The 24,888-nt window shown below is 59.1% G+C and carries 26 protein-coding genes; 9 read left to right on the plus strand and 17 right to left on the minus strand.

Going from position 1 to position 24,888, the window contains the following annotated elements; genetic code table 11:
- Nucleotides 1–136: 136 nt before the first annotated feature.
- Nucleotides 137–1,243, plus strand: a complete 1,107-nt coding sequence (locus tag F8N66_RS22390) for an NADH:flavin oxidoreductase/NADH oxidase (RefSeq protein WP_150772251.1) — start codon at nt 137–139, stop codon at nt 1,241–1,243.
- Nucleotides 1,244–1,416: 173 nt separating this feature from the next.
- Here F8N66_RS22390 and glpD read toward each other — a convergent pair whose 3' ends face one another.
- The 3 genes from glpD to glpK form a co-directional block, all read right to left on the minus strand.
- The gene (glpD, locus tag F8N66_RS22395) at nt 1,417–2,955 is read right to left on the minus strand and encodes a glycerol-3-phosphate dehydrogenase (protein ID WP_150772252.1); all 1,539 of its coding nucleotides are present in this window, start codon (nt 2,953–2,955) and stop codon (nt 1,417–1,419) included.
- A gap of 320 nt (nt 2,956–3,275) precedes the next feature.
- Nucleotides 3,276–4,031, minus strand: coding sequence for a DeoR/GlpR family transcriptional regulator (locus F8N66_RS22400; RefSeq protein ID WP_007971301.1), 756 nt, complete (start codon nt 4,029–4,031; stop codon nt 3,276–3,278).
- A 96-nt stretch (nt 4,032–4,127) separates the two neighbouring features.
- Nucleotides 4,128–5,633: a glycerol kinase GlpK gene (glpK, locus tag F8N66_RS22405; protein ID WP_150772253.1), complete on the minus strand. Its 1,506-nt coding sequence runs from the start codon at nt 5,631–5,633 to the stop codon at nt 4,128–4,130.
- Nucleotides 5,634–5,912: 279 nt separating this feature from the next.
- Between glpK and ybaK the strand changes: the two genes are divergently transcribed.
- Nucleotides 5,913–6,383, plus strand: coding sequence for a Cys-tRNA(Pro) deacylase (ybaK, locus tag F8N66_RS22410; RefSeq protein WP_150772254.1), 471 nt, complete (start codon nt 5,913–5,915; stop codon nt 6,381–6,383).
- A gap of 134 nt (nt 6,384–6,517) precedes the next feature.
- Here the strand turns inward: ybaK and F8N66_RS22420 are convergent, their stop codons facing one another.
- Nucleotides 6,518–7,627 (minus strand): ABC transporter ATP-binding protein, encoded by a 1,110-nt coding sequence (locus F8N66_RS22420; RefSeq protein WP_150772255.1) that lies wholly within the window; start codon nt 7,625–7,627, stop codon nt 6,518–6,520.
- A complete protein-coding gene (gene argF, locus F8N66_RS22425) occupies nt 7,624–8,544 on the minus strand; it encodes an ornithine carbamoyltransferase (protein WP_150772256.1) in 921 nt (306 codons plus the stop codon). Before argF ends, F8N66_RS22420 begins: the two co-directional genes overlap by 4 nt.
- 408 nt (nt 8,545–8,952) lie before the next feature.
- On the opposite strand from argF, the gene F8N66_RS22430 reads away from it, so the two are divergent.
- The 3 genes from F8N66_RS22430 (at nt 8,953) to grxD (ending at nt 11,925) form a co-directional block, all read left to right on the plus strand.
- On the plus strand, nt 8,953–9,243 hold the full coding sequence (locus F8N66_RS22430) for a hypothetical protein (protein ID WP_150772257.1): 291 nt from the start codon (nt 8,953–8,955) through the stop codon (nt 9,241–9,243).
- 134 nt (nt 9,244–9,377) lie between these two features.
- Nucleotides 9,378–11,486: a molybdopterin oxidoreductase family protein gene (locus tag F8N66_RS22435; protein WP_150772258.1), complete on the plus strand. Its 2,109-nt coding sequence runs from the start codon at nt 9,378–9,380 to the stop codon at nt 11,484–11,486.
- 97 nt (nt 11,487–11,583) lie between these two features.
- Nucleotides 11,584–11,925 (plus strand): Grx4 family monothiol glutaredoxin, encoded by a 342-nt coding sequence (grxD, locus tag F8N66_RS22440; protein WP_034149018.1) that lies wholly within the window; start codon nt 11,584–11,586, stop codon nt 11,923–11,925.
- Between the two features lie 181 nt (nt 11,926–12,106).
- On the opposite strand, the gene bfr is transcribed toward grxD, so the two are convergent.
- Both bfr and F8N66_RS22450 read right to left on the minus strand, forming a co-directional pair.
- Nucleotides 12,107–12,583, minus strand: a complete 477-nt coding sequence (gene bfr, locus F8N66_RS22445) for a bacterioferritin (RefSeq protein ID WP_150772259.1) — start codon at nt 12,581–12,583, stop codon at nt 12,107–12,109.
- Between the two features lie 198 nt (nt 12,584–12,781).
- Nucleotides 12,782–13,000, minus strand: coding sequence for a bacterioferritin-associated ferredoxin (locus F8N66_RS22450; RefSeq protein ID WP_090324905.1), 219 nt, complete (start codon nt 12,998–13,000; stop codon nt 12,782–12,784).
- A gap of 305 nt (nt 13,001–13,305) precedes the next feature.
- Between F8N66_RS22450 and F8N66_RS22455 the strand changes: the two genes are divergently transcribed.
- On the plus strand, nt 13,306–13,908 hold the full coding sequence (locus tag F8N66_RS22455) for a peroxiredoxin (protein ID WP_008057532.1): 603 nt from the start codon (nt 13,306–13,308) through the stop codon (nt 13,906–13,908).
- Between the two features lie 70 nt (nt 13,909–13,978).
- Here the strand turns inward: F8N66_RS22455 and rnt are convergent, their stop codons facing one another.
- Nucleotides 13,979–14,656 (minus strand): ribonuclease T, encoded by a 678-nt coding sequence (rnt, locus tag F8N66_RS22460; protein ID WP_150772260.1) that lies wholly within the window; start codon nt 14,654–14,656, stop codon nt 13,979–13,981.
- Nucleotides 14,653–15,699 carry a dihydroorotase gene (pyrC, locus tag F8N66_RS22465; protein ID WP_150772261.1) on the minus strand — a complete coding sequence of 349 codons (1,047 nt, stop codon included), beginning with the start codon at nt 15,697–15,699 and terminating at the stop codon, nt 14,653–14,655. The genes rnt and pyrC overlap by 4 nt, the downstream gene beginning before the upstream one ends.
- Nucleotides 15,700–15,858: 159 nt before the next feature.
- Here pyrC and F8N66_RS22470 point away from each other — a divergent pair, with 159 nt between their 5' ends.
- Nucleotides 15,859–16,764 carry a flagellar protein MotY gene (locus F8N66_RS22470; protein ID WP_150772262.1) on the plus strand — a complete coding sequence of 302 codons (906 nt, stop codon included), beginning with the start codon at nt 15,859–15,861 and terminating at the stop codon, nt 16,762–16,764.
- Nucleotides 16,765–16,893: 129 nt separating this feature from the next.
- On the plus strand, nt 16,894–18,111 hold the full coding sequence (locus tag F8N66_RS22475) for an argininosuccinate synthase (RefSeq protein ID WP_007938916.1): 1,218 nt from the start codon (nt 16,894–16,896) through the stop codon (nt 18,109–18,111).
- Between the two features lie 148 nt (nt 18,112–18,259).
- Here F8N66_RS22475 and F8N66_RS22480 read toward each other — a convergent pair whose 3' ends face one another.
- Complete coding sequence (locus F8N66_RS22480) at nt 18,260–18,919, minus strand: hypothetical protein (protein WP_150772263.1); 660 nt, start codon at nt 18,917–18,919, stop codon at nt 18,260–18,262.
- 540 nt (nt 18,920–19,459) lie between these two features.
- Here F8N66_RS22480 and F8N66_RS22485 point away from each other — a divergent pair.
- Nucleotides 19,460–20,086, plus strand: a complete 627-nt coding sequence (locus F8N66_RS22485) for a response regulator transcription factor (RefSeq protein ID WP_150772264.1) — start codon at nt 19,460–19,462, stop codon at nt 20,084–20,086.
- Between the two features lie 90 nt (nt 20,087–20,176).
- Here the strand turns inward: F8N66_RS22485 and F8N66_RS22490 are convergent, their stop codons facing one another.
- The 7 genes from F8N66_RS22490 to F8N66_RS22520 all read right to left on the minus strand — a co-directional run bounded on the left by F8N66_RS22490 (nt 20,177) and on the right by F8N66_RS22520 (nt 24,861).
- A complete protein-coding gene (locus F8N66_RS22490) occupies nt 20,177–20,356 on the minus strand; it encodes a PA3496 family putative envelope integrity protein (RefSeq protein ID WP_150772265.1) in 180 nt (59 codons plus the stop codon).
- Nucleotides 20,357–20,462: 106 nt separating this feature from the next.
- Complete coding sequence (gene nth, locus F8N66_RS22495; RefSeq protein WP_150772266.1) at nt 20,463–21,101, minus strand: endonuclease III; 639 nt, start codon at nt 21,099–21,101, stop codon at nt 20,463–20,465.
- 25 nt (nt 21,102–21,126) lie between these two features.
- Nucleotides 21,127–21,711 (minus strand): Rnf-Nqr domain containing protein, encoded by a 585-nt coding sequence (locus tag F8N66_RS22500; protein WP_150772267.1) that lies wholly within the window; start codon nt 21,709–21,711, stop codon nt 21,127–21,129.
- A complete protein-coding gene (locus F8N66_RS22505; protein WP_150772268.1) occupies nt 21,704–22,315 on the minus strand; it encodes an RnfABCDGE type electron transport complex subunit G in 612 nt (203 codons plus the stop codon). The genes F8N66_RS22500 and F8N66_RS22505 overlap by 8 nt, the downstream gene beginning before the upstream one ends.
- A complete protein-coding gene (locus tag F8N66_RS22510; RefSeq protein WP_150772269.1) occupies nt 22,312–23,298 on the minus strand; it encodes an RnfABCDGE type electron transport complex subunit D in 987 nt (328 codons plus the stop codon). The genes F8N66_RS22505 and F8N66_RS22510 overlap by 4 nt, the downstream gene beginning before the upstream one ends.
- Nucleotides 23,285–24,295, minus strand: coding sequence for an electron transport complex subunit RsxB (gene rsxB, locus F8N66_RS22515; RefSeq protein WP_150772270.1), 1,011 nt, complete (start codon nt 24,293–24,295; stop codon nt 23,285–23,287). Before rsxB ends, F8N66_RS22510 begins: the two co-directional genes overlap by 14 nt.
- A complete protein-coding gene (locus tag F8N66_RS22520; protein WP_150772271.1) occupies nt 24,292–24,861 on the minus strand; it encodes an Rnf-Nqr domain containing protein in 570 nt (189 codons plus the stop codon). The genes rsxB and F8N66_RS22520 overlap by 4 nt, the downstream gene beginning before the upstream one ends.
- Nucleotides 24,862–24,888 lie beyond the last annotated feature (27 nt).

Here is a 24,888-nt window from a genome sequence, read left to right on the forward strand (position 1 = left end):
TAAGCACTGCTTGATTTTCCTTGTGACGTCTTGTCGAATTTCTTTGCCCGCGGGGGCGGGTGCCGTACTTTTTCCTGTCACTCGTCGACTTTCAAACAGAACCCTGGAGCCGGACCACTGATTCGAGAGGTGCCCCATGAGTCTGCTGCTTGAACCCTATACCCTTCGCCAACTGACCTTGCTCAACCGCATCGCGGTATCGCCGATGTGCCAGTATTCCAGCGTCGATGGCCTGGCCAATGACTGGCATCTGGTCCACCTCGGCAGCCGCGCCATCGGCGGGGCGGGGCTGGTGTTTACCGAAGCCACGGCGGTCACCGCCGACGGGCGCATTACCCCGCAGGACCTTGGTTTGTGGAACGATGAGCAGATCGAACCCTTGCAACGCATCACCCGTTTCATCACCGCTCAGGGCGGCGTGGCTGGCATCCAGCTGGCCCATGCCGGACGGAAGGCCAGCACGTATCGGCCGTGGCTCGGCAAGCATGGCAGCGTCAAGGTCGATGACGGCGGCTGGCTTCCGGTGGGGCCGTCACCGATTGCCTTCGATCCAGAACACACCAAACCCAAACAGCTCGACGAGCGCGAAATCGACGAAATCATTCAGGCGTTCGTCGAAGCAGCCAAACGCGCGCTGTCCGCCGGCTTCAAAGTCGTGGAAGTGCATGCTGCGCACGGTTATCTGCTGCACCAGTTTCTGTCGCCCCTGAGTAATCAGCGCCGGGATCTGTACGGTGGCTCATTCGAAAACCGCATTCGCCTGGTGTTGCAGGTCACCGAGGCGGTGCGGGCAGTGTGGCCTGAAGAATTGCCGCTGTTTGTCCGGGTCTCGGCCACTGACTGGGTGGAGGACGGCTGGAACCCCGACGAGACCGTCGAACTGGCGCGACGCCTCAAGGCCCTTGGCGTGGACCTGATTGATGTCTCGTCGGGCGGTACGGCGGTCAACGCGGAAATTCCGACAGGGCCCGGCTACCAGACGCGCTTCGCCGAGCGGGTGCGCAAGGAAGCGGAAATCGCTACCGGCACCGTCGGCATGATTACCGAACCGGCGCAGGCCGAGCACATTCTGCGCACCTGTCAGGCGGACATCATTTTCCTGGCTCGCGAACTGTTGCGCGATCCCTATTGGCCGCTGCATGCGGACGACGACCTGGGCGGACGCAAAGCCACCTGGCCGGCGCAGTATCAGCGGGCGACCCATCGTGACCAGCCCATTCATGAATCGGATCTGCGTGACTGAGCGCAGTGATAGTGCCCCAGTAGGAGCTGCCGAGTGCAACGAGGCTGCGATCTTTTAATCGTTTAATAGCAAGATCAAAAGATCCCAGCCTGCGGCAGCTCCTACAGTATCGATCTGCGTGAAAAAGCCCCTGAATCGTGAGATTTAGGGGCTTTCGTTTTTCAGGTCGTTGATCAGGCCGCTTCGATCTTGCTGCGGTTCTGCTCGACACTGTTCAGGTAATCCTGGAGCTTGTCCTGTTCCGCGGCGGTGGTGAACAAGCCCAGCTTGCTGCGCCGCCACAGGATGTCGTGGGCGGTGGTGGCCCACTCTTCGCGGCACAGGTAATCGACTTCGCGGGTGTAAAGCCCGCCGCCGATGTGTTCGCCCAGATCGTTCAAGTCTTGCACGCCTTCGAGCATGCGCCAGGTGCGGCTGCCGTAGGTGGTGGCCCAGCGGCGTGAAATCTCGGTGGGAACCCAGTCGAACTTGTCGCGGATCAGCGAGCTCAACGCTTGCGGGGTGGTCATGTCCTCGCCACCCGGCAGGGTTTCATTGGCCGTCCAGCTCGGCTGGATGTGCTGGAAATAGGGCGCCAGCTGCGCCAGCGCCGATTCGGCCAGCTTGCGGTAGGTGGTCAGCTTGCCACCGAACACGGACAGCAGCGGTGCTTCTTCGTTGCTGCCCGACAGCGCCAGGGTGTAGTCGCGGGTGACGGCCGACGGGTTGTCCGATTCGTCGTTGCACAACGGACGCACACCGGAGTAGCTGTGCAGGATGTCGTCGCGGCTGATCTGTTTCTTGAAGTGGGCGTTGACCACGTTCAGCAGGTAATCGGTTTCGCCTTCAGTGATCGCCACCTTCGCCGGGTCGCCGGTGTACTCGCGATCCGTCGTGCCGATCAGGGTGAAGTGGTTCAGGTACGGAATGGTGAACACGATGCGCTGATCTTCGTTTTGCAGAATGTGCGCGTGTTCGCCTTCGTACAATTTCGGCACGATCAGGTGGCTGCCCTGGATCAGGCGGATGCCGTACGGCGATTCCATTTTCAGATCGTCGCGAATGAACTTGGCGACCCACGGACCCGCCGCGTTCACCAGTGCCTTGGCGCGGATCGAAAGCAGGCTGCCATCGGCGCGTTCCAGGTGCAGGTGCCACAAGCCCTTGGTGCGACGCGCGCTGACGCAGCGGGTCTGGGTGTGGACGTGGGCGCCTTTTTCCCGGGCGGCCATGGCGTTCAAGACCACCAGGCGCGCATCGTCGACCCAGCAGTCGGAGTATTCGAAGCCTTTGGTGATTTCGCTTTTCAGGGCGCTGTCGGGCCCGAACCTCAGGCTTTTCGAACCTTTGAGTTGTTCCCGCTTGCCGAGGTTGTCGTACAGAAACAGACCGGCGCGAATCATCCAGGCCGGGCGCAGGTGCGGGCGATGCGGCAGCACAAAGCGCATTTGCTTGACGATGTGCGGTGCCTTGGTGAGCAACACTTCGCGTTCGGCCAGGGCTTCTCGCACCAGGCGGAATTCGTAATGTTCGAGATAGCGCAGGCCGCCGTGGATCAGCTTGCTGCTGGCCGACGAGGTGTGGCTGGCCAGGTCGTCCTTTTCGCAAAGGAACACCGAGAGGCCGCGACCGGCGGCATCTGCTGCGATCCCCACGCCATTGATGCCGCCACCGATGACGGCAATGTCGTAGACCTCGGCGAGAGGGGGCGTAGGCAAGGAAGAGGTGGGCATCGGCTAAGGCCTCGGAATTCTTTGATTTTCTGTATTTGAATTCGAACATTAATGTTCATTTGCGAAAATACTAGCCCATAAAGACGCGCGCAGCCAGCTGACTTCGATTGAAAAAACTGATCGAAGAGGCGTGAAAGGAAAATATTCGAACATTTAATGCGCGGTAGGGCGCTGGGGGGATGCTGTCTGAGCTGACGCCTTCGCGGGCAAGCCCGCTCCCACAGTAACGATGGCGTACACAAAATGTGTGACCGCCTCAATTCCTGTGGGAGCGGGCTTGCTCGCGAAAGCGCCAATACAGGCGCCGCAGAAGGGTGTGCTTAAACGACTTCCAGTCGGACCTTATGCTGATTGAGCAACTGCGCCAGCGCAGGCGATGGCTGCTGATCGGTCACCAGGCAATCGACCAGGCTGATCGGCCCCAGGCGAATCATGGCGTTGCGCCCGAACTTGCTGGAGTCGGCGGCGAGGATCACTTGGCGGGCGTTGGCGATGATCGCCTGGGACACCCGCACTTCCTGATAATCGAAATCCAGCAGGCTGCCGTCTTCATCGATGCCGCTGATGCCGACCAGGGCGAAGTCGACCTTGAACTGGTTGATGAAATCGACACTGGCCTGACCCACCACGCCACCGTCACGCCGCACGTTGCCGCCCGTCAGCAGCACATCGAAATCGTCCTTGGCGCTGAGCATCGACGCCACGTGCAGGTTGTTGGTGATGATCTTCAGGTGACTGTGGTTGAGCAGGGCACGGGCGATGGATTCGGTGGTGGTGCCGATGTTGATGAACAGCGAGGCGTGATCCGGGATCTGCGCCGCAATGGCTTCGCCGATACGCTGCTTTTCATCGCGCATCTGATCGGCGCGCATGGCGTAGGCGGTGTTCTCGACACTGGAATCGTAAGCCGCGCCGCCATGGTAACGACGCAGCAAATTGGCTTCCGCCAGCTGATTGATATCGCGGCGGATGGTCTGCGGGGTAACAACGAACAGCGTGGCCATTTCCTCGATACTGACGTAGCCGCGCTCGCGGACCAGTTCGAGGATTTGCTGCTGACGGGGAGGCAGATTCATGGGGCGTCCTTTGGGCTGCCGTGCAAAATTTGCCCATGATGCCGGAGGAATCTGCTCCCTGCCAGTTACATACAGATACGAGCCTTGGGTGCCGGCTTATTCAGCCCCTTCCTGTGGCTCCCAATCGCGGGTGCGGCTGACGGCTTTTTTCCAGCCGGCGTAGAGTTTTTCCTTCGCCGCTTCGTCCAGCGTCGGTTCGAATTTGCGCTCGATCACCGCCTTGCCGCGCAACTCTTCCAGGCTGCCCCAGAACCCACAGGCCAGGCCCGCCAGGTAGGCCGCGCCCAGTGCCGTGGTTTCGCGCATCTGCGGGCGCTCGACCTGAGTGCCGAGGATGTCGGCCTGGAACTGCATGAGAAAGTTGTTCGCTACCGCGCCACCATCCACGCGCAGGGCCTTGAGGCGTTCGCCGGCGTCCTGTTGCATGGCGTCGAGCACGTCGCGAGTCTGGTAGGCAATCGACTCCAGCGCAGCACGGATGATGTGGTCCACGCGTACGCCACGGGTCAGGCCGAACAGCGCGCCACGGGCATACGGGTCCCAGTACGGCGCGCCGAGGCCGGTGAAGGCCGGTACCAGGTACACGCCGTTGCTGTCCTTGACCTTGTTGGCAAAATACTCGGTGTCGTGGGCGTCGTTGATGATTTTCAGCTCGTCGCGCAACCACTGCACGGTGGAGCCGCCGTTGAAGACCGCACCTTCCAGCGCGTAGGCCACTTCGCCGCGAGGGCCGCAGGCAATGGTGGTGAGCATGCCGTGATTGGACTTGACGGCTTTGTTGCCGGTGTTCATCAGCAGGAAGCAGCCGGTGCCGTAGGTGTTTTTAGCCTGGCCGGCCTCCACGCACATCTGGCCGAACAGCGCCGCTTGTTGGTCACCGGCGATCCCGCCAATGGCAATGCCGCTTTTGGTGCGGCCGTAGATTTCCGAGGAGGCTTTCACTTGCGGCAGCATTTCCCGCGGGATATCCAGCAGCTCCAGCATCTTCGCGTCCCACTCCAGGGTGTGGATGTTGAAGAGCATCGTGCGCGAGGCGTTGGTGTAGTCGGTGACGTGCACCTTGCCGCCGGTAAATTTCCAGATCAGCCAGCTGTCGACGGTGCCGAACAGCAGCTCGCCGTTGCGCGCGCGTTCGCGGCTGCCTTCAACGTTGTCGAGGATCCACTTGAGCTTGGTGCCGGAGAAGTAAGGGTCGGTCACCAGGCCGGTGGTCTCGCTGATGTACTGCTCGTGGCCGTCGCGTTTGAGCTGCTGGCAGATCTCGGTGCTGCGCCGGCATTGCCAGACGATGGCGTTGTAGATCGGACGGCCGGTGTTCTTGTCCCAGACCACCGTGGTTTCACGCTGGTTGGTGATGCCGATGGCCGCGACCTGGTCGTGATGCAGGCCGGCTTGCGCCAGGGCCTCGACCATCACGGCGCTCTGGGTGGCGAAGATTTCCATCGGGTCATGTTCGACCCAGCCGGCCTGCGGGTAATGCTGGGCGAATTCGCGCTGGGCGGTGCAGACCACGTTGGCGTCACGGTCGAAGATGATTGCGCGCGAGCTGGTCGTACCCTGGTCGAGGGCAATGATGTAGTTCTTATTCTGAGTGTCGGTCATGTCGATTGCCTTGGACGTAATAAGGGGGTGAGGGCTGGCGCGTGATCCTGTAGGCGTAGTCATGCGCCAACGGTATCAAGAAATGAGGGGTTGCCGTCAGTGTCAGCTGTTGGGTTCGTTAAAATTCATAAACGAAAAATATAGACCGGAAACGGGGCTGTCAAAGGTCGAAAGTGAAAGATCCCACCCTAAGCAGCCTGCAACATGAGAGCCTTTTGCGGATCAATGCCCTAGAATCCGGCGCAGTATTTTTCTACTGCCGCCAGGTCTGGAGTTGTCATGACACCCGCATTGGATTTGCTGAAAAAGGTTCGCGCCGAACACCGAGTACACAGCTACGAGCATGACCCGAAGGCGGCGTCCTATGGATTGGAAGCGGCTGAGAAGCTCGGACTGGACCCGGCGCAGGTGTTCAAGACCTTGCTGGCGGCCAGTGAAAAAGGCGAGTTGCTGGTGGCCGTGGTACCGGTTGGCGGAACCCTGGACTTGAAGGCCCTGGCTCACGCGGCCGGGGTGAAAAAGGTTGAAATGGCCGATCCGGCGGCGGCTCAGCGTTCGACAGGCTATCTGTTGGGCGGGATCAGCCCGCTGGGGCAAAAAAAGCGTTTGCGCACCTTTATCGATAATTCCGCCCAGCCTTTTGCCAACGTATTTGTCAGTGCGGGGCGACGCGGCCTTGAAGTCGAGTTGGCACCCGCTGTGCTGGCTGAACATACCCAGGCGAAGTTCGCCGATATCGGCCGTCCCTGAACGCTGAACCTCTGTAGGAGCAAAACCAATGTGGGAGCGGGCTTGCTCGCGAAAGCGGAGTGTCAGTCAACAATGATATCGACTGACAGAATGCCTTCGCGAGCAAGCCCGCTCCCACATGTGACCAGTGTGTTTCAGTGGGCGGTGCTGAAGCGCCGTACGCCGGATTCCACGGCGGGGATCTGCGCCGCCATGCTGCCGGAGGCCTGGAACAGCACCAGGTGTTCCGCCGCGACCCGAATGCCAACCACTGCGCCGACCTGATGATCGACATGACTCGGGAAGATCGATTCCAGTTGCGCGCCGGTCGGCATTTGCAGGCGATATAGCGTCGACGCGCCCTGGAACGACTTGCCAACGATCCGCGCCTTCAATGCGCTGTCGGGCGCATAGACGATATCGTCCGGACGCAGCAGCACATCCACCGCACCACCGACCGGCCAGGTGTAGGCCCGGTTGCCGCGCAACTCACCCAGTTCGGTCTGCACCGATTCCGGGCTGCTCAACTGACCGCGAATGAAGTAACCCTGGCCGATGAAACTGGCCACGTACGGGGTCAGCGGTTCGTGGTACAGGTTGTAGGGCGTGTCCCACTGTTCCAGCCGACCTTCCTTGAATACCCCCACGTGATCGCTGACGGCGAAGGCTTCTTCCTGGTCGTGGGTCACCAGGATCGCGCTGGTACCCCGGGCCTTGAGAATGTCGCGCACCTCGTGGCTGAGCTTGCGGCGCAATTCGCCATCGAGGTTGGAAAAGGGTTCGTCGAGCAACAGCAGTTGCGGTTCCGGCGCCAGGGCCCGGGCCAGGGCCACGCGTTGCTGCTGGCCACCGGAAAGCTCATGGGGATAGCGCTTGCCGAGGTTTTTCAGGTTGACCAGTTCCAGCAACTCTTCGACCACGCGATCCTTTTGCGGATGCTTGCGAATGCCGAAGGCAATGTTGTCGGCCACGCTCAAATGCGGAAACAGTGCGTAGTCCTGGAACACCATGCCGATGCGCCGTTTCTCCGGCGCGAGGGTGAAACCGGCGCTGGAGATCGTCTCTCCGGCCAGCTGGATATCACCTTCGTGCACCGGTTCGAAACCGGCAATGGCGCGCAGGGTGGTGGTCTTGCCGCAGCCCGAAGAGCCCAGCAGACAACCGATGTCGCCCGCGTTCAGATGCAGGTTGAGGTTCTGCACCACGCGCTGGTCCTGATAGCCGCAGGCGAGGTTGCGCAGGTTCAGCAGTAATGGCTGGCTCATGCGTGGTGGTACGCCGGCTCGACCAGAAACTCGAGCAGGGCCTTTTGTGCGTGAAGACGGTTTTCCGCCTGGTCCCAGGCCACCGAGCGCGGGTCGTCGAGCAGGTCGACGCTGATCTCTTCGCCACGGTGCGCCGGCAGGCAATGCATGAACAGCACGTCCGGGGCGGCGAGGTCGAGCAGGGCGCGGTTGACCTGGTACGGGGCGAACAGCTCAAGGCGCTTGGCGGTTTCTTCTTCCTGGCCCATGGAGGTCCAGACGTCGGTGCTCACCAGATGGGCGCCGCGCACGGCGTCCTTCGGGTCGCGGACGATGGTCACGCGGTCACCGGCCTTGGCCATGAATTCAGGGTTCGGTTCGTATCCTTCAGGGCAGGCAACGCGCAACTGGAAGTCGAACTGGATCGCCGCTTCTATATAGCTGTTGCACATGTTGTTGCCGTCGCCGATCCAGGCCACGGTCTTGCCCTGGATGGAGCCGCGGTGTTCGAGGAAAGTCTGCATGTCGGCCAGCAGCTGGCACGGGTGCAGGTCATCGGACAGGCCGTTGATCAGCGGGACGCGCGAGTTGGCGGCGAATTCGGTCAGGGTGCTGTGGGAAAAGGTACGGATCATCACCGCATCAAGCATGCTCGACATGACGATGGCGGCATCGCTGATCGGCTCGCCCCGGCCGAGCTGGGTGTCACGCGGCGACAGGAAAATGGCCTGGCCGCCCAGCTGGATCATGCCGGCTTCGAACGAAATGCGCGTGCGGGTCGAGGACTTCTCGAAAATCATCCCGAGCACGCGGTTTTTCAGGGGCTCGAACAGTACGCCGCGGTTACGCAGGTCCTTGAGCTCAACGCCTCGACGGATCACGCTGACCAGCTCTTCGGGCGTGCAATCCATCAGGGAGAGAAAGTGCCTTGCGCTCATCATTGACTACCTTTTTGCTACAAACCGCAGATGCTCAAAGCCTTGTTTAACGGAACAACGGGCGAGACCTGCGGCGTAAGCCGCACGGGGCGACGAAATAGGGGAAGGCGCGATCTTATAATTAAATGTCGCGTCTTACCAATAGGGCTACGGTTTTTAGGGGATTTCAGAGGGGCTACGGAATATCCGCAGTCGCGCTTTTGAAGCCTGTTTCCTGACAGCAGCCAGGCATTTGTACACCGCGCCCGCGCAGCTTGGCAATCAAACGGGGCGGTGGTGGCGTATTGATGGTCGGTTTCAGGCCAGTCGCTGGCGGACTTGGTTAAACGGCGCGTTCCATCTGAAACATTTGCTAATGCAAAGTGCTGGGTTATAAATAAATCACCCGCGATGCAGGAAGCCTCCGCAATGGAATCGAAAGAACAGCAGCTAATGGAATTGCTCGGCCTCACGGCCCGCTCCCTGACCCACCTGACCGCCTCCATGACGTCGATGTCTTTCGAACTGCTGCGCAGCCACGATCCAGTGACCCGGGATGCCGGCCGCCGCATGATCGACCGCATGGCCACCATCAGCACCGGGCTCGACGAGCATTGGCGGTTGATCGGTGAACTGACCGGGGTGCACCTTGCCCACGAGCAGATCGAAACCGTCGAGGAGATTCAGCTGCAGGCGCCGCCCGGGCTGCCATCGAGCTGATCATCCGGGGCCATCGGCTGGCCTGATGGCCAGCAATTCACAAGACTGACGACGCTGGCGCGGTGGCGGGACTGGCGCCATAGTTTTGTTTCCGCGGCCAACAGTGCCCGCCCAGAACAAGACAGAGACTGGCCATGACCAAGACTCTCCATCACCGTGCCTGCCACCTGTGCGAAGCCATCTGCGGCCTGACCATCGAAACCACCGAGGTCGATGCCGGCAACGTGCAAATCACCTCGATCAAGGGCGATCCGCTGGATACCTTCAGTCGTGGGCACATCTGCCCCAAGGCTGTCGCCCTGCAAGACATCCAGAACGATCCGGATCGCCTGCACCAGCCGATGCGGCGGGTGGGCAGCGAATGGCAACCCATCGAGTGGGAAGATGCCTTCAACCTTGTCGCCGAGCGCCTGGCGGCGATTCAGGAGCGTCACGGGCAAAACGCGGTGGCGGTCTATCAAGGCAATCCCAGCGTGCACAACTACGGGCTGATGACCCACAGCAATTATTTTCTCGGCCTGCTGAAAACCCGTAACCGGTTTTCCGCGACATCGGTCGATCAACTGCCCCATCACCTGACCAGTCATTTGATGTACGGCCACGGTTTGTTGCTGCCGATCCCGGACATCGATCATACCGACTTCATGCTGATCCTGGGCGGCAACCCGCTCGCCTCCAACGGCAGCATCATGACCGTGCCGGATGTGGAAAAACGCCTGAAAGCGATTCAGGCCCGTGGCGGCAAAGTCGTGGTGGTCGACCCGCGTCGCAGCGAAACGGCGGCCATCGCCGATCAGCATCTGTTCGTACGCCCGGGTGGCGACGCGGCGTTGTTGTTTGGCCTGCTCAACACCTTGTTTGCTGAAGGCCTGGCACGCGACACACATTTGCCGGTCGATGGCCTGGATGAAGTGCGTGCGGCCGTTGCCAGCTTCACGGCCGAAGCCATGAGCCCGTTGTGTGCGATTCCTGCCGGACAGATCCGCCAATTGGCGCGGGATTTCGCCGCAGCGCCGAGCGCCGTTTGCTACGGTCGCATGGGCGTCTCGACTCAGGCGTTCGGCACGCTGTGCCACTGGCTGGTGCAGCTGATCAACCTGGTTACCGGTAACCTCGACCGCGTGGGCGGTGCGTTGTGCACCGAGCCGGCGGTGGACCTGGTGGCTTCGACCTCCGGCGGGCATTTCAATCTGTGGCAAAGCCGGGTTTCCGGACGCCCGGAATACGCTGGCGAGTTGCCGGTGTCGGCGCTGGCCGAGGAGATGCTGACCGAAGGGGAAGGGCAGGTCCGCGCGCTGATCACCGTGGCAGGCAACCCGGTACTCTCCACGCCCAATGGCCGTCAGCTGGAACAGGCACTCGACGGGCTTGAGTTCATGGTCAGCGTCGACTTGTATATCAACGAGACCACGCGTTACGCCGACCTGATCCTGCCGTCGACATCGGCGCTGGAAAACGATCACTACGACACCACGTTCAACATGTTTGCGGTGCGCAACGTCAGCCGCTTCAACCGGGCGATCCTGGCCAAGCCGCGAGGCGCGCTGCATGACTGGGAGATTTTCGTCGGGCTGGCCAAGGCATTCGCCACGAAAGCCGGCAAGGATCTGAAGCCCACGATGGCCCCGGCTCAAATGATCGATCGTGGTTTGCGCATGGGGTTGTATGGCGATGCGTCGGAGCATCAGCTGTCGTTGACGACGCTGTTCGATCATCCCCATGGCGTTGACCTGGGGCCGCTCAAGCCCAATCTGGCGCCACGCCTGAAAACCGCCAATCAGCGTGTCCAGGCGGCGCCTGCCGTGATCCTCGCCGACCTGGCGCGCTTTGCGGCATTGCAGGCTCCAACCGCCGATGAGCTGTTGATGATTGGCCGACGGCATGTGCGCAGTAACAATTCATGGATGCATAACTATCACCGCCTGGTGAAGGGCAAGCCGCGCCACCAATTGTTGATGCACCCGGAGGACCTGGCCAGTAGAGGATTGAGCGACGGGCAGCGCGTTCGGGTCAGCTCACGGGTCGGGGTGATTGAAGTTGAAGTGCTGGGCAGCCTGGATATGATGAAAGGTGTGGTCAGCCTGCCGCACGGTTGGGGACATGCGCGACCGGGTGTGCAGATGACCATTGCCAGCAGCCAACCGGGGTCCAGTGCCAATGACCTGACGGATGAGTGTCAGCTTGATGAGCTGTCGGGGAATGCGGCGCTCAATGGCGTGCCGGTGACCGTGGCGGCGGCTTGATCGTATCTGACGGAGAGACCGAGCATGGGCGTCGGCTTTCCGTTACAATGCGCCACCGTGCCGACCCATGAGTCGGAAAGTTCAGCCGAGGTGCTCCATGGATATCATCGAAACGATTAAAGAGCAGATTGCCAACAACACCATTCTGCTTTACATGAAAGGTTCGCCGAATGCCCCGCAGTGTGGCTTCTCCGCGAAAGCCGCACAGGCTGTGATGGCGTGTGGCGAAAAGTTTGCGTACGTGGACATCCTGCAGAACCCGGAAATCCGCGCCAACCTGCCAAAATACGCCAACTGGCCAACCTTCCCGCAACTGTGGGTCGGTGGCGAGCTGGTTGGCGGTAGCGACATCATGACCGAGATGGCTGCAGACGGTTCGTTGCAAACCACCATCAAGGCTGCTGTCGAAGCCGCTGCCGCGAACAAGTCCGAAGCCTGATTTGCTGTGTGTGGGAGCGGGCTTGCTCGCGAATGCGGGGTGACATTCAACAATTATGTTGACTAATCTACCGCTTTCGCGAGTAAGCCCGCTCCCACATTTGTTTTAGGGTGACCCTAAAACCGGTGCATAAAAAAGCCCCGCCTCTTTAAAGAGAGCGGGGCTTTTTATTGCCTGGAAGTTATTCGTCTTCGCCCATCTGCGATTGCAGATAGTTCTCGATACCGATCTTGTCGATCAGGCCAAGTTGGGTTTCCAGCCAGTCGATATGTTCTTCTTCCGACTCAAGGATATCTTCAAGCAGTTCACGGCTACCGAAGTCGCCAACGGTTTCGCAATGCGCGATGGCTACTTTCAGGTCGGCATGGCCGGTGCGCTCGATACGCAGGTCGCACTCGATCATTTCCTTGGTGTGCTCGCCGATGTGCAGCTTGCCCAGGTCCTGGACGTTTGGCAGGCCTTCAAGGAACAGAATCCGCTTGATCAGTTTGTCCGCGTGCTTCATCTCGTCGATGGATTCTTTGTACTCGTGTTTGCCGAGCTTGTTCAGACCCCAATCTTCATACATGCGCGCATGCAGGAAGTATTGATTGATCGCGACCAGCTCATTGGCAAGGATCTTGTTGAGATGCTGGATGACTGTAACGTCGCCTTTCATGATGGGGTCCTGCCCTGTATTAACTGTCTATAAGGCAGAGTTTGAGCCGCACAATTAATAGTGTCAAACCTAAGTTATTGAAACTTAAGTGAAAATTAATCGGAATAAGAATGTTTGTGTTCCGCGTCTAGCGCCTAAGCAATTGATTTTCAGACATAAAAAAACCGGACATCAGTCCGGTTCTTTGAAAAGAGGTATTTAAGCGGCTGTAAATTCAGCGGGAAAAGGAATCGCGGCCTGGGCCGTCTGCAATTTTGTCAGGGTCTCGCGGACCACTTCCTTGGCCAGGCAGGCACATTTACCACATTGACTGGCAACGCCGGTGGCCTGGCGGACTTCCTTGTAGCTGCAGCATCCTTCATAGATCGCATCGCGGATTTGGCCGTCGGTGACGCCAGTGCAGAGGCAAACATACATAAGTGAAGACCGTCGCTGGTTTATGTCTCGAATGCGATGGATCTTAATGTTAACGAGAATGATTGTCAAAGTGCTTTCGGGAGGGTTTTTGAAGGGCTGACGAACGGTGTTTTCCAGAGGGGGCGAGAAACGAAATCAGGACCCGCGTTTTTCATCCCTTCAGGAAAAACCGTTAAGGACACGCGAAAAACGCAGTGTATGATGGCCGGTCTTTGCGGAACGGGTTTGTGTCACAGGGCTGTCGCCTGAGGGTGGCAGGCTGGCGCAAACCTCGTTTTTCACGTTTCTACACCAGGAGATATCCAATGAGCGTACTCGTAGGCAAACAAGCCCCAGACTTCACCGTACCGGCCGTACTCGGCAATGGCGAAATCGTAGACAGCTTCACCCTGTCGTCGGCCATCAAAGGCAAATACGGCCTGGTGTTCTTCTACCCACTGGACTTCACCTTCGTTTGCCCGTCCGAGCTGATCGCTCTGGACAACCGCATGTCTGAGTTCAAGGCACGCAACGTCGAAGTGGTTGCCGTTTCGATCGACTCGCATTTCACCCACAACGCCTGGCGCAACACCCCGGTAAACGATGGCGGTATCGGCGCAGTTCGTTACACCATGGCTGCCGACATCAAGCAGGAAATCATGAAGGCCTACGACGTTCAGTCCGCTGACGGCGTTGCTTTCCGTGGCGCATTCCTGATCGACGACAAAGGCGTTGTCCGTTCGCAGATCATCAACGACCTGCCACTGGGTCGTAACATGGAAGAGCTGCTGCGTCTGGTCGACGCTCTGCAATTCCACGAAGAGCACGGCGAAGTTTGCCCTGCCAACTGGAAAAAAGGCGACAAAGGCATGAACGCTTCGCCAGAAGGCGTTGCTGCCTACCTGACCGAGCACGCTGCTGCTCTGTAAGGCGCGTTCGAAGCATAAAAAAACCGGCCCTCGAGGCCGGTTTTTTTATGTGCGCGATGGCAGCGACGAATCAATCGTCGAAGTCTTCCCAGCCGCCCATTTGTTTCCAGCGATTGACGATGCCGCAGAACAGCTCGGCGGTCTTCTCGGTGTCGTAGCGAGCCGAGTGGGCCTCGCGACCGTCGAAGTCGATATCGGCTGCCTGGCAGGCCTTGGCCAGCACTGTTTGACCATACGCCAGGCCGGCGAGGGTCGCGGTGTCGAAACTGGAGAACGGGTGAAACGGGTTGCGTTTCATGTCCAGGCGCGCGACCGCGGCGTTAAGGAAGCCCAGGTCGAAGCTGCTGTTGTGCCCGACCAGGATCGCCCGTTTGCAACCGTTGGCCTTGAGCGCCTTGCGCACGCCACGGAAGATATCGTTCAGGGCTGTCTCTTCACTCACGGCCATGCGCAGCGGGTGATCGAGCTTGATCCCGGTGAACTCCAGGGCTGCCGCCTCGACGTTCGCGCCTTCGAAAGGCTCGACCCGGAAGAAGTAGGTGTGGTCCGGGTAGACAAACCCCTTTTCATCCATGGCGATGGTGGTCGCGGCGATTTCCAGCAGGGCGTCGGTGGCCGAATTGAAGCCACCGGTTTCTACGTCGACGACAACGGGCAGGTAACCACGAAACCTGGCGGCCATGGGATGGCGCGAACCACCTCCGCTGCCTTGACCTTCCTGTTCGTCGTCGAAATGGTCTTCACTCACGCGTGTTCCTCCAGCAGGCGCCAGCGCAGTTTTTCACCGGCGCGCAGCGGGATAACGGTCAGCTCGCCGAACGGCAGGCTGGTTGGGGCGGTCCATTCTTCGCGAACCAGGGTGATGCGATCGGTGTTCGCCGGCAGGCCATAGAAGCGCGGGCCGTTGAGGCTGGCGAAGGCTTCAAGCTTGTCCAGCGCGTTGCGCTGTTCGAACGCCTCGGCATACATCTCGATGGCCGCAAAAGCGGTGTAGCAGCCGGCGCAACCGCAGGCGGCTTCCTTGGCATGCTGGGCGTGGGGTGCCGAATCGGTGCCAAGGAAGAACTTGTCGCTGCCGCTGGTGGCGGCATCGAGCAGCGCTTCCTGATGGGTGTTGCGCTTGAGGATCGGCAGGCAATAGAAGTGCGGCCGAATCCCGCCCACCAACATGTGGTTGCGGTTGTACAACAGGTGATGCGCGGTGATGGTCGCGCCCACGTTGGCCGAAGCCGAGTTGACGAACTGCACGGCGTCAGCGGTGGTGATGTGTTCGAACACCACTTTGAGGGTCGGGAAACGCTCGACCACACGGCGCATGTGCTCATCGATGAAGATTTTCTCGCGGTCGAACACATCAACATCGCCGCGGGTGACTTCACCGTGGATCAGCAAGGGCATTCCCACTTCGGCCATGGCCTCGAGCGCGGGGAAGATCTTGTCGATGCTGGTGACGCCCGAGTCCGAGTTGGTGGTCGCGCCAGCCGGGTACAGCTTGGCGGCGTAAACGAAACCGCTGGCCTTGGCCTCGCGAATTTCCTCGGGCTGGGTGCGGTCGGTCAGGTACAGGACCATCAGCGGTTGGAACTGGCTGCCGGCCGGGCGCGCAGCGAGGATCCGCTGGCGGTAGCCGTCGGCTTCAGCCGCATTGCGCACGGGCGGCACCAGGTTGGGCATGATGATGGCGCGACCAAAGGTGCGCGCGACATCCGCGACGGTATTGGTCAACACAGCACCATCGCGAAGATGAATATGCCAGTCGTCGGGACGCAGCAGGGTCAGGCGGTCGGACATGAGGGGATTCCAGGCGGGTCAAACTGAGGGGAATGCTACCGGAAAAGACTCTTGCAGGCACTCGCTATCAAGTTTTGCGGGAAGCTTCCGATATCCAACAGGTATGCCGTAAACATCTGTGTGTCGGTCTTTTTGTTGTAGAAGCCAGTGGAGCCTCCCGTGCGCCAGCGTTATTTAGCCTTGCTCAGTGTGTTTGCCAGCCTTCCCGCGATGGCGCTCACTTTCCAGACGCGTCTGGAGAGCATCGAGTGGACGGTCGAGGGCGACAAGTTCGAGTGCCGCCTGACACAGCCGATCAGCGATTTCGGCTCGGGGCAGTTCGTGCGTCGTGCCGGCGAGCAGGCGACGTTCCGGCTCAACGCCTACAACGCCATGATGGGCGGTGGCTCGGCGACTTTGCTGGCGGCGGCTGCGCCTTGGCAGCCAGGGCGGGGCGACATTAATCTGGGTACGGTGAGAATCGGCAGCGGCAATGTATTGTTCAACAGTTCGCAGGCCCAGGCCGGGCGTTTGATCAGCGGCCTGATGGATGGGCGCAGCCCCGTGGTCCGGCATTCTTCGGGCGACGGCCGGGTGTCGGAAGTGCGCCTGTTGCCGGTCAGGTTCAATAAGGCGTTTGCCGACTACCAGGGGTGCGTGGCGAAGCTGTTGCCGCAGAATTTCGATCAGGTGAAGCAGTCCCAGATCGGTTTCCCTGGCGGCGGCATCGATCTGGATGCGGCCGCCAAAGCCAGGTTGCAGGTGATGCTCGAGTTCATGAAAGCCGATCCGACGGTCAATCGCATCGAACTCGACGGCCATTCCGACAACAGCGGCAATCGCCTGACCAACCGTGACCTGTCACGCCGTCGGGCCTTGGCGGTGATGGAGTTCTTCAAGGCCAACGGCATACAGGAATCGCAGATCACCGTACGCTTCCATGGCGAGAGTTATCCGTTGGCGCCCAATATCAACAACGCCAACCGCTCGAAAAATCGTCGGGTCGCCGTGCGCCTGGAGCGAGGCGCGCCGACGGAGCAAGTGGCGCCCCAGGCCACGAAACCGGGCACATCGGCAACTTCCTGACTCGACGGTCATCGTCGCGCCTTTGACATAATCTGTCGCTTCGTCGTCATAAGCTGTCGCGCCACTGTAAATTATTCTGTATGAGCGGTAGACTTCACGGCTTTCCGTAGAACCCCGTGGAGTGATGGCATGGCGGACGTAAACAAGGTCGTTCTGGCGTATTCCGGCGGCCTGGACACTTCGGTGATCCTCAAGTGGCTGCAGGATACTTATAACTGTGAAGTCGTGACCTTCACCGCTGACCTGGGTCAGGGCGAAGAGGTCGAACCTGCACGCGCCAAGGCTCAGGCCATGGGCGTAAAAGAGATCTACATCGACGACTTGCGCGAAGAGTTCGTTCGCGATTTCGTTTTTCCGATGTTCCGCGCCAACACCGTTTACGAAGGCGAGTACCTGCTGGGTACTTCCATCGCTCGTCCGTTGATTGCCAAACGCCTGATCGAAATCGCCAACGAAACAGGCGCTGACGCCATTTCCCACGGCGCCACCGGCAAGGGTAACGACCAGGTTCGTTTCGAACTGGGTGCCTACGCCTTGAAACCGGGTGTGAAAGTGATCGCTCCGTGGCGCGAATGGGACCTGCTGTCCCGTGAAAAGCTGATGGATTACGCTGAAAAGCACGCGATCCCGATCGAGCGTCACGGCAAGAAAAAGTCCCCGTACTCGATGGATGCCAACCTGCTGCACATCTCCTATGAAGGCGGCGTGCTGGAAGACACCTGGACCGAGCACGAAGAAGACATGTGGCGCTGGACCGTCTCCCCGGAGAACGCTCCCGACAAGCCGCAGTATCTGGAACTGACCTACCGCAACGGCGACATCGTGGCACTGGATGGCGTCGAAATGACCCCGGCTACCGTGCTGGCGACGTTGAACCGTATCGGTGGCGAACACGGTATCGGTCGTCTGGACATCGTCGAGAACCGTTACGTGGGCATGAAGTCCCGTGGCTGCTACGAGACCCCAGGTGGCACCATCATGCTGCGCGCCCACCGTGCGATCGAATCGATCACCCTGGACCGCGAAGTGGCTCACCTCAAAGACGAACTGATGCCCAAGTATGCCAGCCTGATCTACACCGGCTACTGGTGGAGCCCTGAGCGTCTGATGCTGCAACAGATGATCGATGCGTCCCAGGCTCATGTGAACGGCGTCGTGCGCCTGAAACTGTACAAGGGCAACGTGATCGTTACCGGTCGCAAGTCCGACGAGTCGTTGTTCGACGCCAACATCGCAACCTTCGAGGAAGATGGCGGCGCCTACAACCAGGCCGATGCGGCGGGCTTCATCAAGCTCAATGCCTTGCGCATGCGCATTGCCGCCAACAAGGGCCGGAAGCTTTTCTGAGCGCCTTGAAGCTGTAGTGGACAGGTGGCCTCGTCAATGACGGGGCCACCAGCCCGGAAAAGCATTTTCGATCCGAAATGGTGATGCAAGGGTTTTGCATTGACCTGCCTGATACCTCCCTGTCTACAACTCACTGCCCGGACCTGCCTCATTGCGATGTACTGGCCGGTTGGCAGCTTGGGTCCATGAACGTCACCTTGTCTGAGTTCAAATCGTAAGCAACGCAGTAAGTGGCGCTGCCGCGTTTTTTTGTCAGCCTGGAAAACTTGAGAATGCGTTCTCTCAGTGATTTTTCCAGTTTAGTCCCGGTAAGAAACAGAATCATATGGGCCTGCCCATCCTGTGGCTTTCCAATCTTCTCCAGCGAAACGTTGAACTGCGTTTTGTTTTTCATCCCTCGTGCATCGATGATGTGCATATCCTTCAGTGGTTCGGGTAAGCGAATGTGATGCTGAGCCGGCAGCGCGGCGGGTGCACCGATCTGGTTGGCGGGTGCCTGTGCATTACGGCGAGGGGAGACTTTCCCTGAAACGCTGTTTTCCAGCGGGTCATCCTTGTCCATGGCTTTGAGGAAGTGCTCGTCGCTTTCAAAGTCGGAGGGTGAGTAAAGCGATCGATAATTGAGGTTGAGTGTGGCGAAGAAAAGGAACAATAAATAAAAAGGAAAGCTGATCAGGAACCAGACGTAGATTTCTTTTTCATCGTCCTCGAGGAAGGGAAGGGAGACCGCCGCCGACGTTTCAGACAGGGTTGCGAATATCGCAATTATTGTCATGGGGTTGGTGATTCTTTTTCTGAGTTTGATCATGTTTATTACTCATTGTGTTGTCTATGCTCATGTGGTTTCTGAAGTTTGTTGTTCGTGTTGATGTTACGCCATTCATGTGGTTTTGGTGGTTGTGTTGTTGTCGGTAATGCCGGGTTTCAGTGTTTTCATGATCGCTGTTTTTATTTTAGACCTGCTGTAGTTTTAATGATTGTCTATGCCTGATTTTTTTCTGTAAGAGTGAGTCGATACTCGGTGTGTGATAATTCCCGTATTAATGGGTTAATTGAGGGTTTCAGCTGTATTGAAGTTTTGTGGTGTTTTTGAGTTGTTTGGAGTTGCTTTCGAAAGTTTGGTTTCAAGTAAAAATTCGATACAAAAAAACTGCGAAAGTCATAATCTATTCACGCGAATACTGTTTTTGCTTCGCCGTGTTCAGAGGTTTTTTGTAGGAATAATCCGCGATTCTCGTAGGGAATGTCTCTCGCTGCAGGTCGCTGGGGGGGGCGGCATGCCATGGATGAAACGACTAGGCTATTGTGCGGGCTCTAAAAATTCGAACAGCGAAAATTGGACTTGCCCATGAATAAAGTGCTGATCGTGGATGATCACCCCGTCATTCGTCTTGCGGTACGTATGCTAATGGAGCGTCATGGTTACGAAGTTGTTGCAGAAACCGATAATGGAGTGGATGCATTACAACTTGCCCGTGAATTTATGCCGGATATTGTCATTCTGGATATCGGGATACCGAAGCTTGACGGGCTGGAAGTTATCGCACGACTAACATCAGCGGCGATGCCCATGAAAGTGTTGATATTGACATCCCAGGCACCGGGGCACTTCTCCATGCGTTGCATGCAATCGGGTGCAGCCGGGTATGTCTGCAAACAGCAGGACCTTACGGAACTGCTCAGTGCGATAAAGGCAGTTTTGTCTGGTTACAGCTACTTTCCCAATCAAGCCTTGCATACGGTGCGTGCCAGTTTGGGGAACGCCAGTGAAGCCGATATGGTGGATCGTCTCTCAGGCCGGGAAATGATGGTTTTGCAACAGTTGGCCAGAGGCAAGACAAACAAGGAAATTGCCGACGGGATGTTTCTCAGCAACAAGACCGTGAGTACTTACAAGACCCGCCTGTTGCTGAAGCTCAATGCGCGCTCACTGGTCGACCTGATCGAACTGGCTCAACGCAACGGGATCGTGTGATCTTATCGGGCGTGACGATAGGCAATAAACGGGCAATTATTGCTGTTCGGCACAATGAAAAAAGCCTCCGTTGCGGGAGGCTTTCAGGTGTCATAAGTCAAAATCGTAATCGGCCAATTGCTTTTGCAGTCGGCGCTCCTCCAGTAGATTGTCGATGGTACGGCGTTTGCTCAGGTTGGTTTTCGCGACTTCTACCACCGGTTCGGCATCATCAGCTTCAACGGCAGTGAAATCTTCATCTACGTCCAATTGCTCTTTGCCAGTGCTCATGTAGTTACTCCAGGCTAAGACGGCCTTTGGCGCTCCTTATATCGACAATCGTCCGGCGGGTAAAAAAGATTTTTTCAATCGATAAATCAAAAAATACAATAGTGCCTCAATCGTCCGAGGTCTTTTGCTTGTATTCGCACAAATCTTCGATCCGGCAGCTGCCACAACGAGGCTTGCGAGCCAGGCAAACATAGCGTCCGTGAAGGATCAGCCAGTGATGGGAGTCGAGCAGGTACTCCTTGGGTACGAACTTCATCAGTTTTTTCTCTACCTCGACCACATTCTTGCCCGGCGCAATGCCGGTCCGGTTGCTGACCCGAAAAATATGGGTATCGACAGCCATCGTCAGCTGACGGAACGCGGTGTTGAGCACCACGTTGGCAGTCTTTCGGCCTACACCGGGCAGGGCCTCCAGTTCCTCGCGAGTCTGCGGCACTTCGCCGGCATGGCGCTCCACCAGTAAGCGACAGGTCTCGATCACATTTTTTGCTTTGCTATTGAACAGGCCAATGGTCTTGATGTATTCCGACAACCCCTCGATGCCCAAGGCATGAATCGCGGCGGGGGTATTGGCCACCGGAAAGAGTTTTGCCGTGGCCTTGTTAACGCCGACATCGGTCGATTGCGCCGAAAGAATCACCGCAATCAGCAACTCGAACGGTGATGAATAGGCCAGTTCGGTCTTCGGTTCCGGGTTGTCTTCGTGCAGCCTGCGGAAAATTTCCAGACGTTTTGCGGCATTCATGGTCAGTGCGTTTCCTCGAAAGCGGTCATTGTGAAGGTGTCGGGCGATGCCAGGCCTGCCATGCGGCGATCAGCAAGCCCAGCAGAATGAATCCGCCAGGGGCCAGCACAGCCAGGCGCAACCCGGCGTCGACGCTCAGCACCCGCTGCCAATCCGACGGTGTCGCACCGATCAGCCATGGCCAGTGGTTGCCGAGTGTCCCGTTACCCAGGAGTTCACGCAGCCCGCCCATGCTGACCAACAATGCACCGAACAGTCCACAAAGGCGCAGACGATGTCGCAAGGTCGCCTGGAAAAATCCGGTGTGGTCCAACACGACACATTGCAGCGCGATCAACGCTGAATAGATTCCCAGCTGTTGATGCCATTGCAACGACCAGACTTGCATGCCGAGCTCCGCACAACTGGTCAGCGTGGCGGCGAGCACCACGCCGGCCAGCAAGCGCATCGAAGGCAGCAGACGGGGTCGCACGGCATTCATGCCCAGGCCGAACAGGCCGATCACGATGATGAACATCAGCCACAAGCCCAGCGCGGTCATGAGTGAGCCGGTGGCGCCGATCAGCGGCGCAAGCATCAATGCGTTCTGCAACAGTGATGGTTTACTCATGGGAAGGGCTCCCGAGCAGGGGGTGCCGGTATTCATCGAAGTAGCGCAGCGCCTCGTGGGTGGCGTTGATCACCGCCCTGGACGTAATGGTCGCTCCCGCAATCTGGTCGAATTGTCCCTGGTCCTTTTTCAAGGCCCAGCCTTTGTCATCCGGATCAGTGAGCGACTTTGCGGAAAACAGCTGGAGCCATGCATTGGGCCATTCGGCGATCCGCGCACCCAGCCCAGGCGTTTCCGCTTGCCTGAGGGTTTTGACGCCAATCAGCCGGCCATTGAGGTCGATGGCGATCAGCAGATCGATAGCGCCGGAATAGCCCAGGGTCTGGCTGCGCAGCAGCACGGCATAGGGCTTGCCGGCCTTGGTGGCGCGGTAACCCGCCAGCAGCGTGCTGTTGCCCAGCGTCGGGTTGTCGAGGGTGAGCGGTTGTTCCAGCGGCTGATTGTCGTAGCTGTCGGGCGGTAGCAGGTCCAGCAGGTTGCGACTGTCGATCAGGCGCTGCTCAGCCGCGATCCGTGGCGCACCGTTGTGCTGCGCGAGCCAGGTCAAGCCAATCCCGAGGGCGGCCAGTAAGGCAAGGATCGCAACGCTCGACACTCGTTTCATGGCGCAATCCGCCCTTGCCTGGCGCAGACGAACCGCTCCAGTGCCGGAACGCAGAGGTTCATCAGCAATACCGCGAAGGCCACGCCGTCCGGATAACCGCCCCACGTACGAATCAGATACGTCAGCAGCCCGACACCGATGCCGAACAGCAATCTCGCGCCGGGACTTTTGGCGCCGGACACCGGTTCCGTCACGATGAAGAACGCTCCCAGCATGCTGGCGCCGGTGAGCAGATGAAACAACGGTGAGCCATTGGAGTCGGAGCCTGAGCCGTTCCAGCACACCAGACTGATGAGGAACAGGCTACCGAGCATGCCGACCGGCGCATGCCAGCCGAACACCTTGCGTTGGAGCAGAAACGCGCCGCCCGCGAGAAAGGCCAGGTTTACCCATTCAACACCGCGACCGCCGACATGACCGAACGCCGGATTCATCGAGAACAACTCGTCCATGGTCAGGCTTTTGTTGATCCTCAGACTGTCCAGTGCCGTGGCCCGGACCCAGGCATCCGGGAGTTGACCGACACCGAATACCTGCTGCACACCGGCTGACAGATCTATGCCGTGGGACGCCGGCCAGTGGGTCAGTTGTTGCGGAAACGCCACCACCACCCATGCAAAACCAAGCATCGCCGGGTTGAACGGATTGCTGCCGACACCGCCATACAAGTGCTTGCCGAACAGCATGGCAAACGCGGCGGCAGTGACCGTCAACCACCACGGGCAATAGGGCGGCAAGGCCAGGGCCAGTAGCGTGGCACTGACAAGGGCGCTGCCGTCGCTCAAGGTCGGTTTGAGGGTGCGCTTGCGCAACTTCAGCACTGCGGCCTCAACGGCCAACGCACTCGCGCTTGCCAGCATCAGGTTGATCAACACGCCCCAGCCGTAAAGCCAGGACAACGCCAGCATTCCTGGCAGCGTCGCCAGTAGAACCAGTTTCATGGCCTGCTGCAGGCGTACGTCGACCGACTCAAGGGGCGGCATGGGCATTCACCTGGCGTTCGGCTTCGCTGAGTGCACGCTCCAGGGCTTCGATCTGCTCGACGGGTGCCTGGCCGGCTTGAGCTTTTTTCAGCTCGGCACGGCGCATGGCCAACTGGATCTTCGCGCGGTTCAGCTCGGCATTCTTTGCCGGAGGCGCCGTGGGAGCCGGAGCGAGTGGTGCAGCGCTTTCCAGTTGCGCCAGGGCGTGCTCGGCGGCTTCGAACTGTTGTTGCAGGACAATCAATTGCGACTGCTGTTCGAAGGTCGGTGGATGGCCGAAAGCCTTGAGTGACTTGGTCAATTGCGCCCGACTCATCGCCAGTTCGATCCTGGCCTTCTTCAAGGCCGCATCGGCATTGGCGGCTTTCTGGGCGCGAACGCGCTCAAGCGCGGCCTGCACCGGGTCGAGGGTCGCTGCGCTGGGCTGGTTGGCGCGTTGCGCGCGCACCTGGCGTTCAGCAGCCTTTTGTTGCTCCTCGCGTTGCAGGCGTGCGTTGCGCTGTTCGAAGCGAAGCCGTGCGTGATTACGCTTGGCGGCGCGGGCGCGTTGCGCTTCAAGGCTGAATGCCAGCCCCCCGACAATGGGCAGCACCGTGGCTATCGGCAACGGGCGCATTTCGATGCAATCCACTGGACAAGGCGCCACGCAGAGGTCGCAACCGGTGCATTCATCGATGATCACCGTGTGCATCAGCTTGGCCGCGCCGACGATGGCATCCACCGGGCAGGCCTGGATGCATTTGGTGCAGCCGATGCATTCGGCTTCGCGGATGTAGGCGATCTGCGCCGGGGCCGAACCACGGCTGACATCCAGTTCCAGCACCGGCACGTTCAGCAGTTCGGCCAGGGCACCGATGGTTTCGTTACCGCCCGGAGGGCACTTGTTGATCGGCTCGCCGGCGGCGATGCCTTCAGCGTACGGTTTGCATCCGGGATGACCGCACTTGCCGCACTGAGTCTGCGGCAAGAGGGCGTCGATCCTTTGAATCAGACTCATGTTTTGATCAGTCCGCTGAATCCGAGAAAGGCCACTGCAATCAGGCCGGCGCCGATCAGGTCGATCGGCAAGCCGCGAAAGGGCAGGGGCACATCGTTATCGAGTGTGCGTTGTCGCAGGTCGTTGAACAGACCCAGCACCAGCCAGAAACCCAGCCCGGCACCCAGGCTCAGGGCTGCGGCAGCAACGAATCCCTTGTCATTCTGGATGTTGATAAGCGCCACCCCGAGCACGCCGGCATTGCCCAGCAGCAACGGCCAAAGCCCCTCGAACGGCAGCGTTGAAAACAGCCGTGACAGCCCTTTCAGCAAGGGGCTGATCAGCAACACACTCAAGGGCAGGAGCACGAAAAGTCGCAGCCCTGTCGCTTGCAGCGGGATAAGCAACACATGATAGAGGGAGTATCCGAGCAGGCCGACCACCAGCATCAGGCAGGTCGTCGCGATCCCCAGTGCATGGACTTGCCGACGTTCACTGCCCAACAGCGGATCGACACCCAGCGGCCAGTGCAACACAAAGTTGTTGATCAGGGCGGTGCTGATAAGCGTAAGCATTGCTTCGGTCATGATCGTGCCGGCAAGAACGGGGCTTTT

It is taken from the genome of Pseudomonas fluorescens, assembly GCF_902498195.1.
Lineage (GTDB): Bacteria > Pseudomonadota > Gammaproteobacteria > Pseudomonadales > Pseudomonadaceae > Aquipseudomonas > Aquipseudomonas fluorescens_BU.

Coding starts and splice junctions, on each gene's coding strand:
- F8N66_RS22485 (WP_150772264.1), top strand. CDS start 19,460: ATGAATAAAGTGCTGATCGTGGATGATCACCCCGTCATTCGTCTTGCG.
- F8N66_RS22400 (WP_007971301.1), bottom strand. CDS start 4,031: ATGAATCTGCCTCCCCGTCAGCAGCAAATCCTCGAACTGGTCCGCGAG.
- F8N66_RS22510 (WP_150772269.1), bottom strand. CDS start 23,298: ATGCCGCCCCTTGAGTCGGTCGACGTACGCCTGCAGCAGGCCATGAAA.
- F8N66_RS22475 (WP_007938916.1), top strand. CDS start 16,894: ATGGCGGACGTAAACAAGGTCGTTCTGGCGTATTCCGGCGGCCTGGAC.
- glpK (WP_150772253.1), bottom strand. CDS start 5,633: ATGACCGACACTCAGAATAAGAACTACATCATTGCCCTCGACCAGGGT.
- F8N66_RS22480 (WP_150772263.1), bottom strand. CDS start 18,919: ATGATCAAACTCAGAAAAAGAATCACCAACCCCATGACAATAATTGCG.
- F8N66_RS22390 (WP_150772251.1), top strand. CDS start 137: ATGAGTCTGCTGCTTGAACCCTATACCCTTCGCCAACTGACCTTGCTC.
- nth (WP_150772266.1), bottom strand. CDS start 21,101: ATGAATGCCGCAAAACGTCTGGAAATTTTCCGCAGGCTGCACGAAGAC.
- bfr (WP_150772259.1), bottom strand. CDS start 12,583: ATGAAAGGCGACGTTACAGTCATCCAGCATCTCAACAAGATCCTTGCC.
- F8N66_RS22430 (WP_150772257.1), top strand. CDS start 8,953: ATGGAATCGAAAGAACAGCAGCTAATGGAATTGCTCGGCCTCACGGCC.
- ybaK (WP_150772254.1), top strand. CDS start 5,913: ATGACACCCGCATTGGATTTGCTGAAAAAGGTTCGCGCCGAACACCGA.
- grxD (WP_034149018.1), top strand. CDS start 11,584: ATGGATATCATCGAAACGATTAAAGAGCAGATTGCCAACAACACCATT.
- rsxB (WP_150772270.1), bottom strand. CDS start 24,295: ATGAGTCTGATTCAAAGGATCGACGCCCTCTTGCCGCAGACTCAGTGC.
- F8N66_RS22505 (WP_150772268.1), bottom strand. CDS start 22,315: ATGAAACGAGTGTCGAGCGTTGCGATCCTTGCCTTACTGGCCGCCCTC.
- F8N66_RS22420 (WP_150772255.1), bottom strand. CDS start 7,627: ATGAGCCAGCCATTACTGCTGAACCTGCGCAACCTCGCCTGCGGCTAT.
- F8N66_RS22520 (WP_150772271.1), bottom strand. CDS start 24,861: ATGACCGAAGCAATGCTTACGCTTATCAGCACCGCCCTGATCAACAAC.
- F8N66_RS22435 (WP_150772258.1), top strand. CDS start 9,378: ATGACCAAGACTCTCCATCACCGTGCCTGCCACCTGTGCGAAGCCATC.
- F8N66_RS22450 (WP_090324905.1), bottom strand. CDS start 13,000: ATGTATGTTTGCCTCTGCACTGGCGTCACCGACGGCCAAATCCGCGAT.
- F8N66_RS22455 (WP_008057532.1), top strand. CDS start 13,306: ATGAGCGTACTCGTAGGCAAACAAGCCCCAGACTTCACCGTACCGGCC.
- F8N66_RS22490 (WP_150772265.1), bottom strand. CDS start 20,356: ATGAGCACTGGCAAAGAGCAATTGGACGTAGATGAAGATTTCACTGCC.
- argF (WP_150772256.1), bottom strand. CDS start 8,544: ATGAGCGCAAGGCACTTTCTCTCCCTGATGGATTGCACGCCCGAAGAG.
- pyrC (WP_150772261.1), bottom strand. CDS start 15,699: ATGTCCGACCGCCTGACCCTGCTGCGTCCCGACGACTGGCATATTCAT.
- glpD (WP_150772252.1), bottom strand. CDS start 2,955: ATGCCCACCTCTTCCTTGCCTACGCCCCCTCTCGCCGAGGTCTACGAC.
- F8N66_RS22500 (WP_150772267.1), bottom strand. CDS start 21,711: ATGAGTAAACCATCACTGTTGCAGAACGCATTGATGCTTGCGCCGCTG.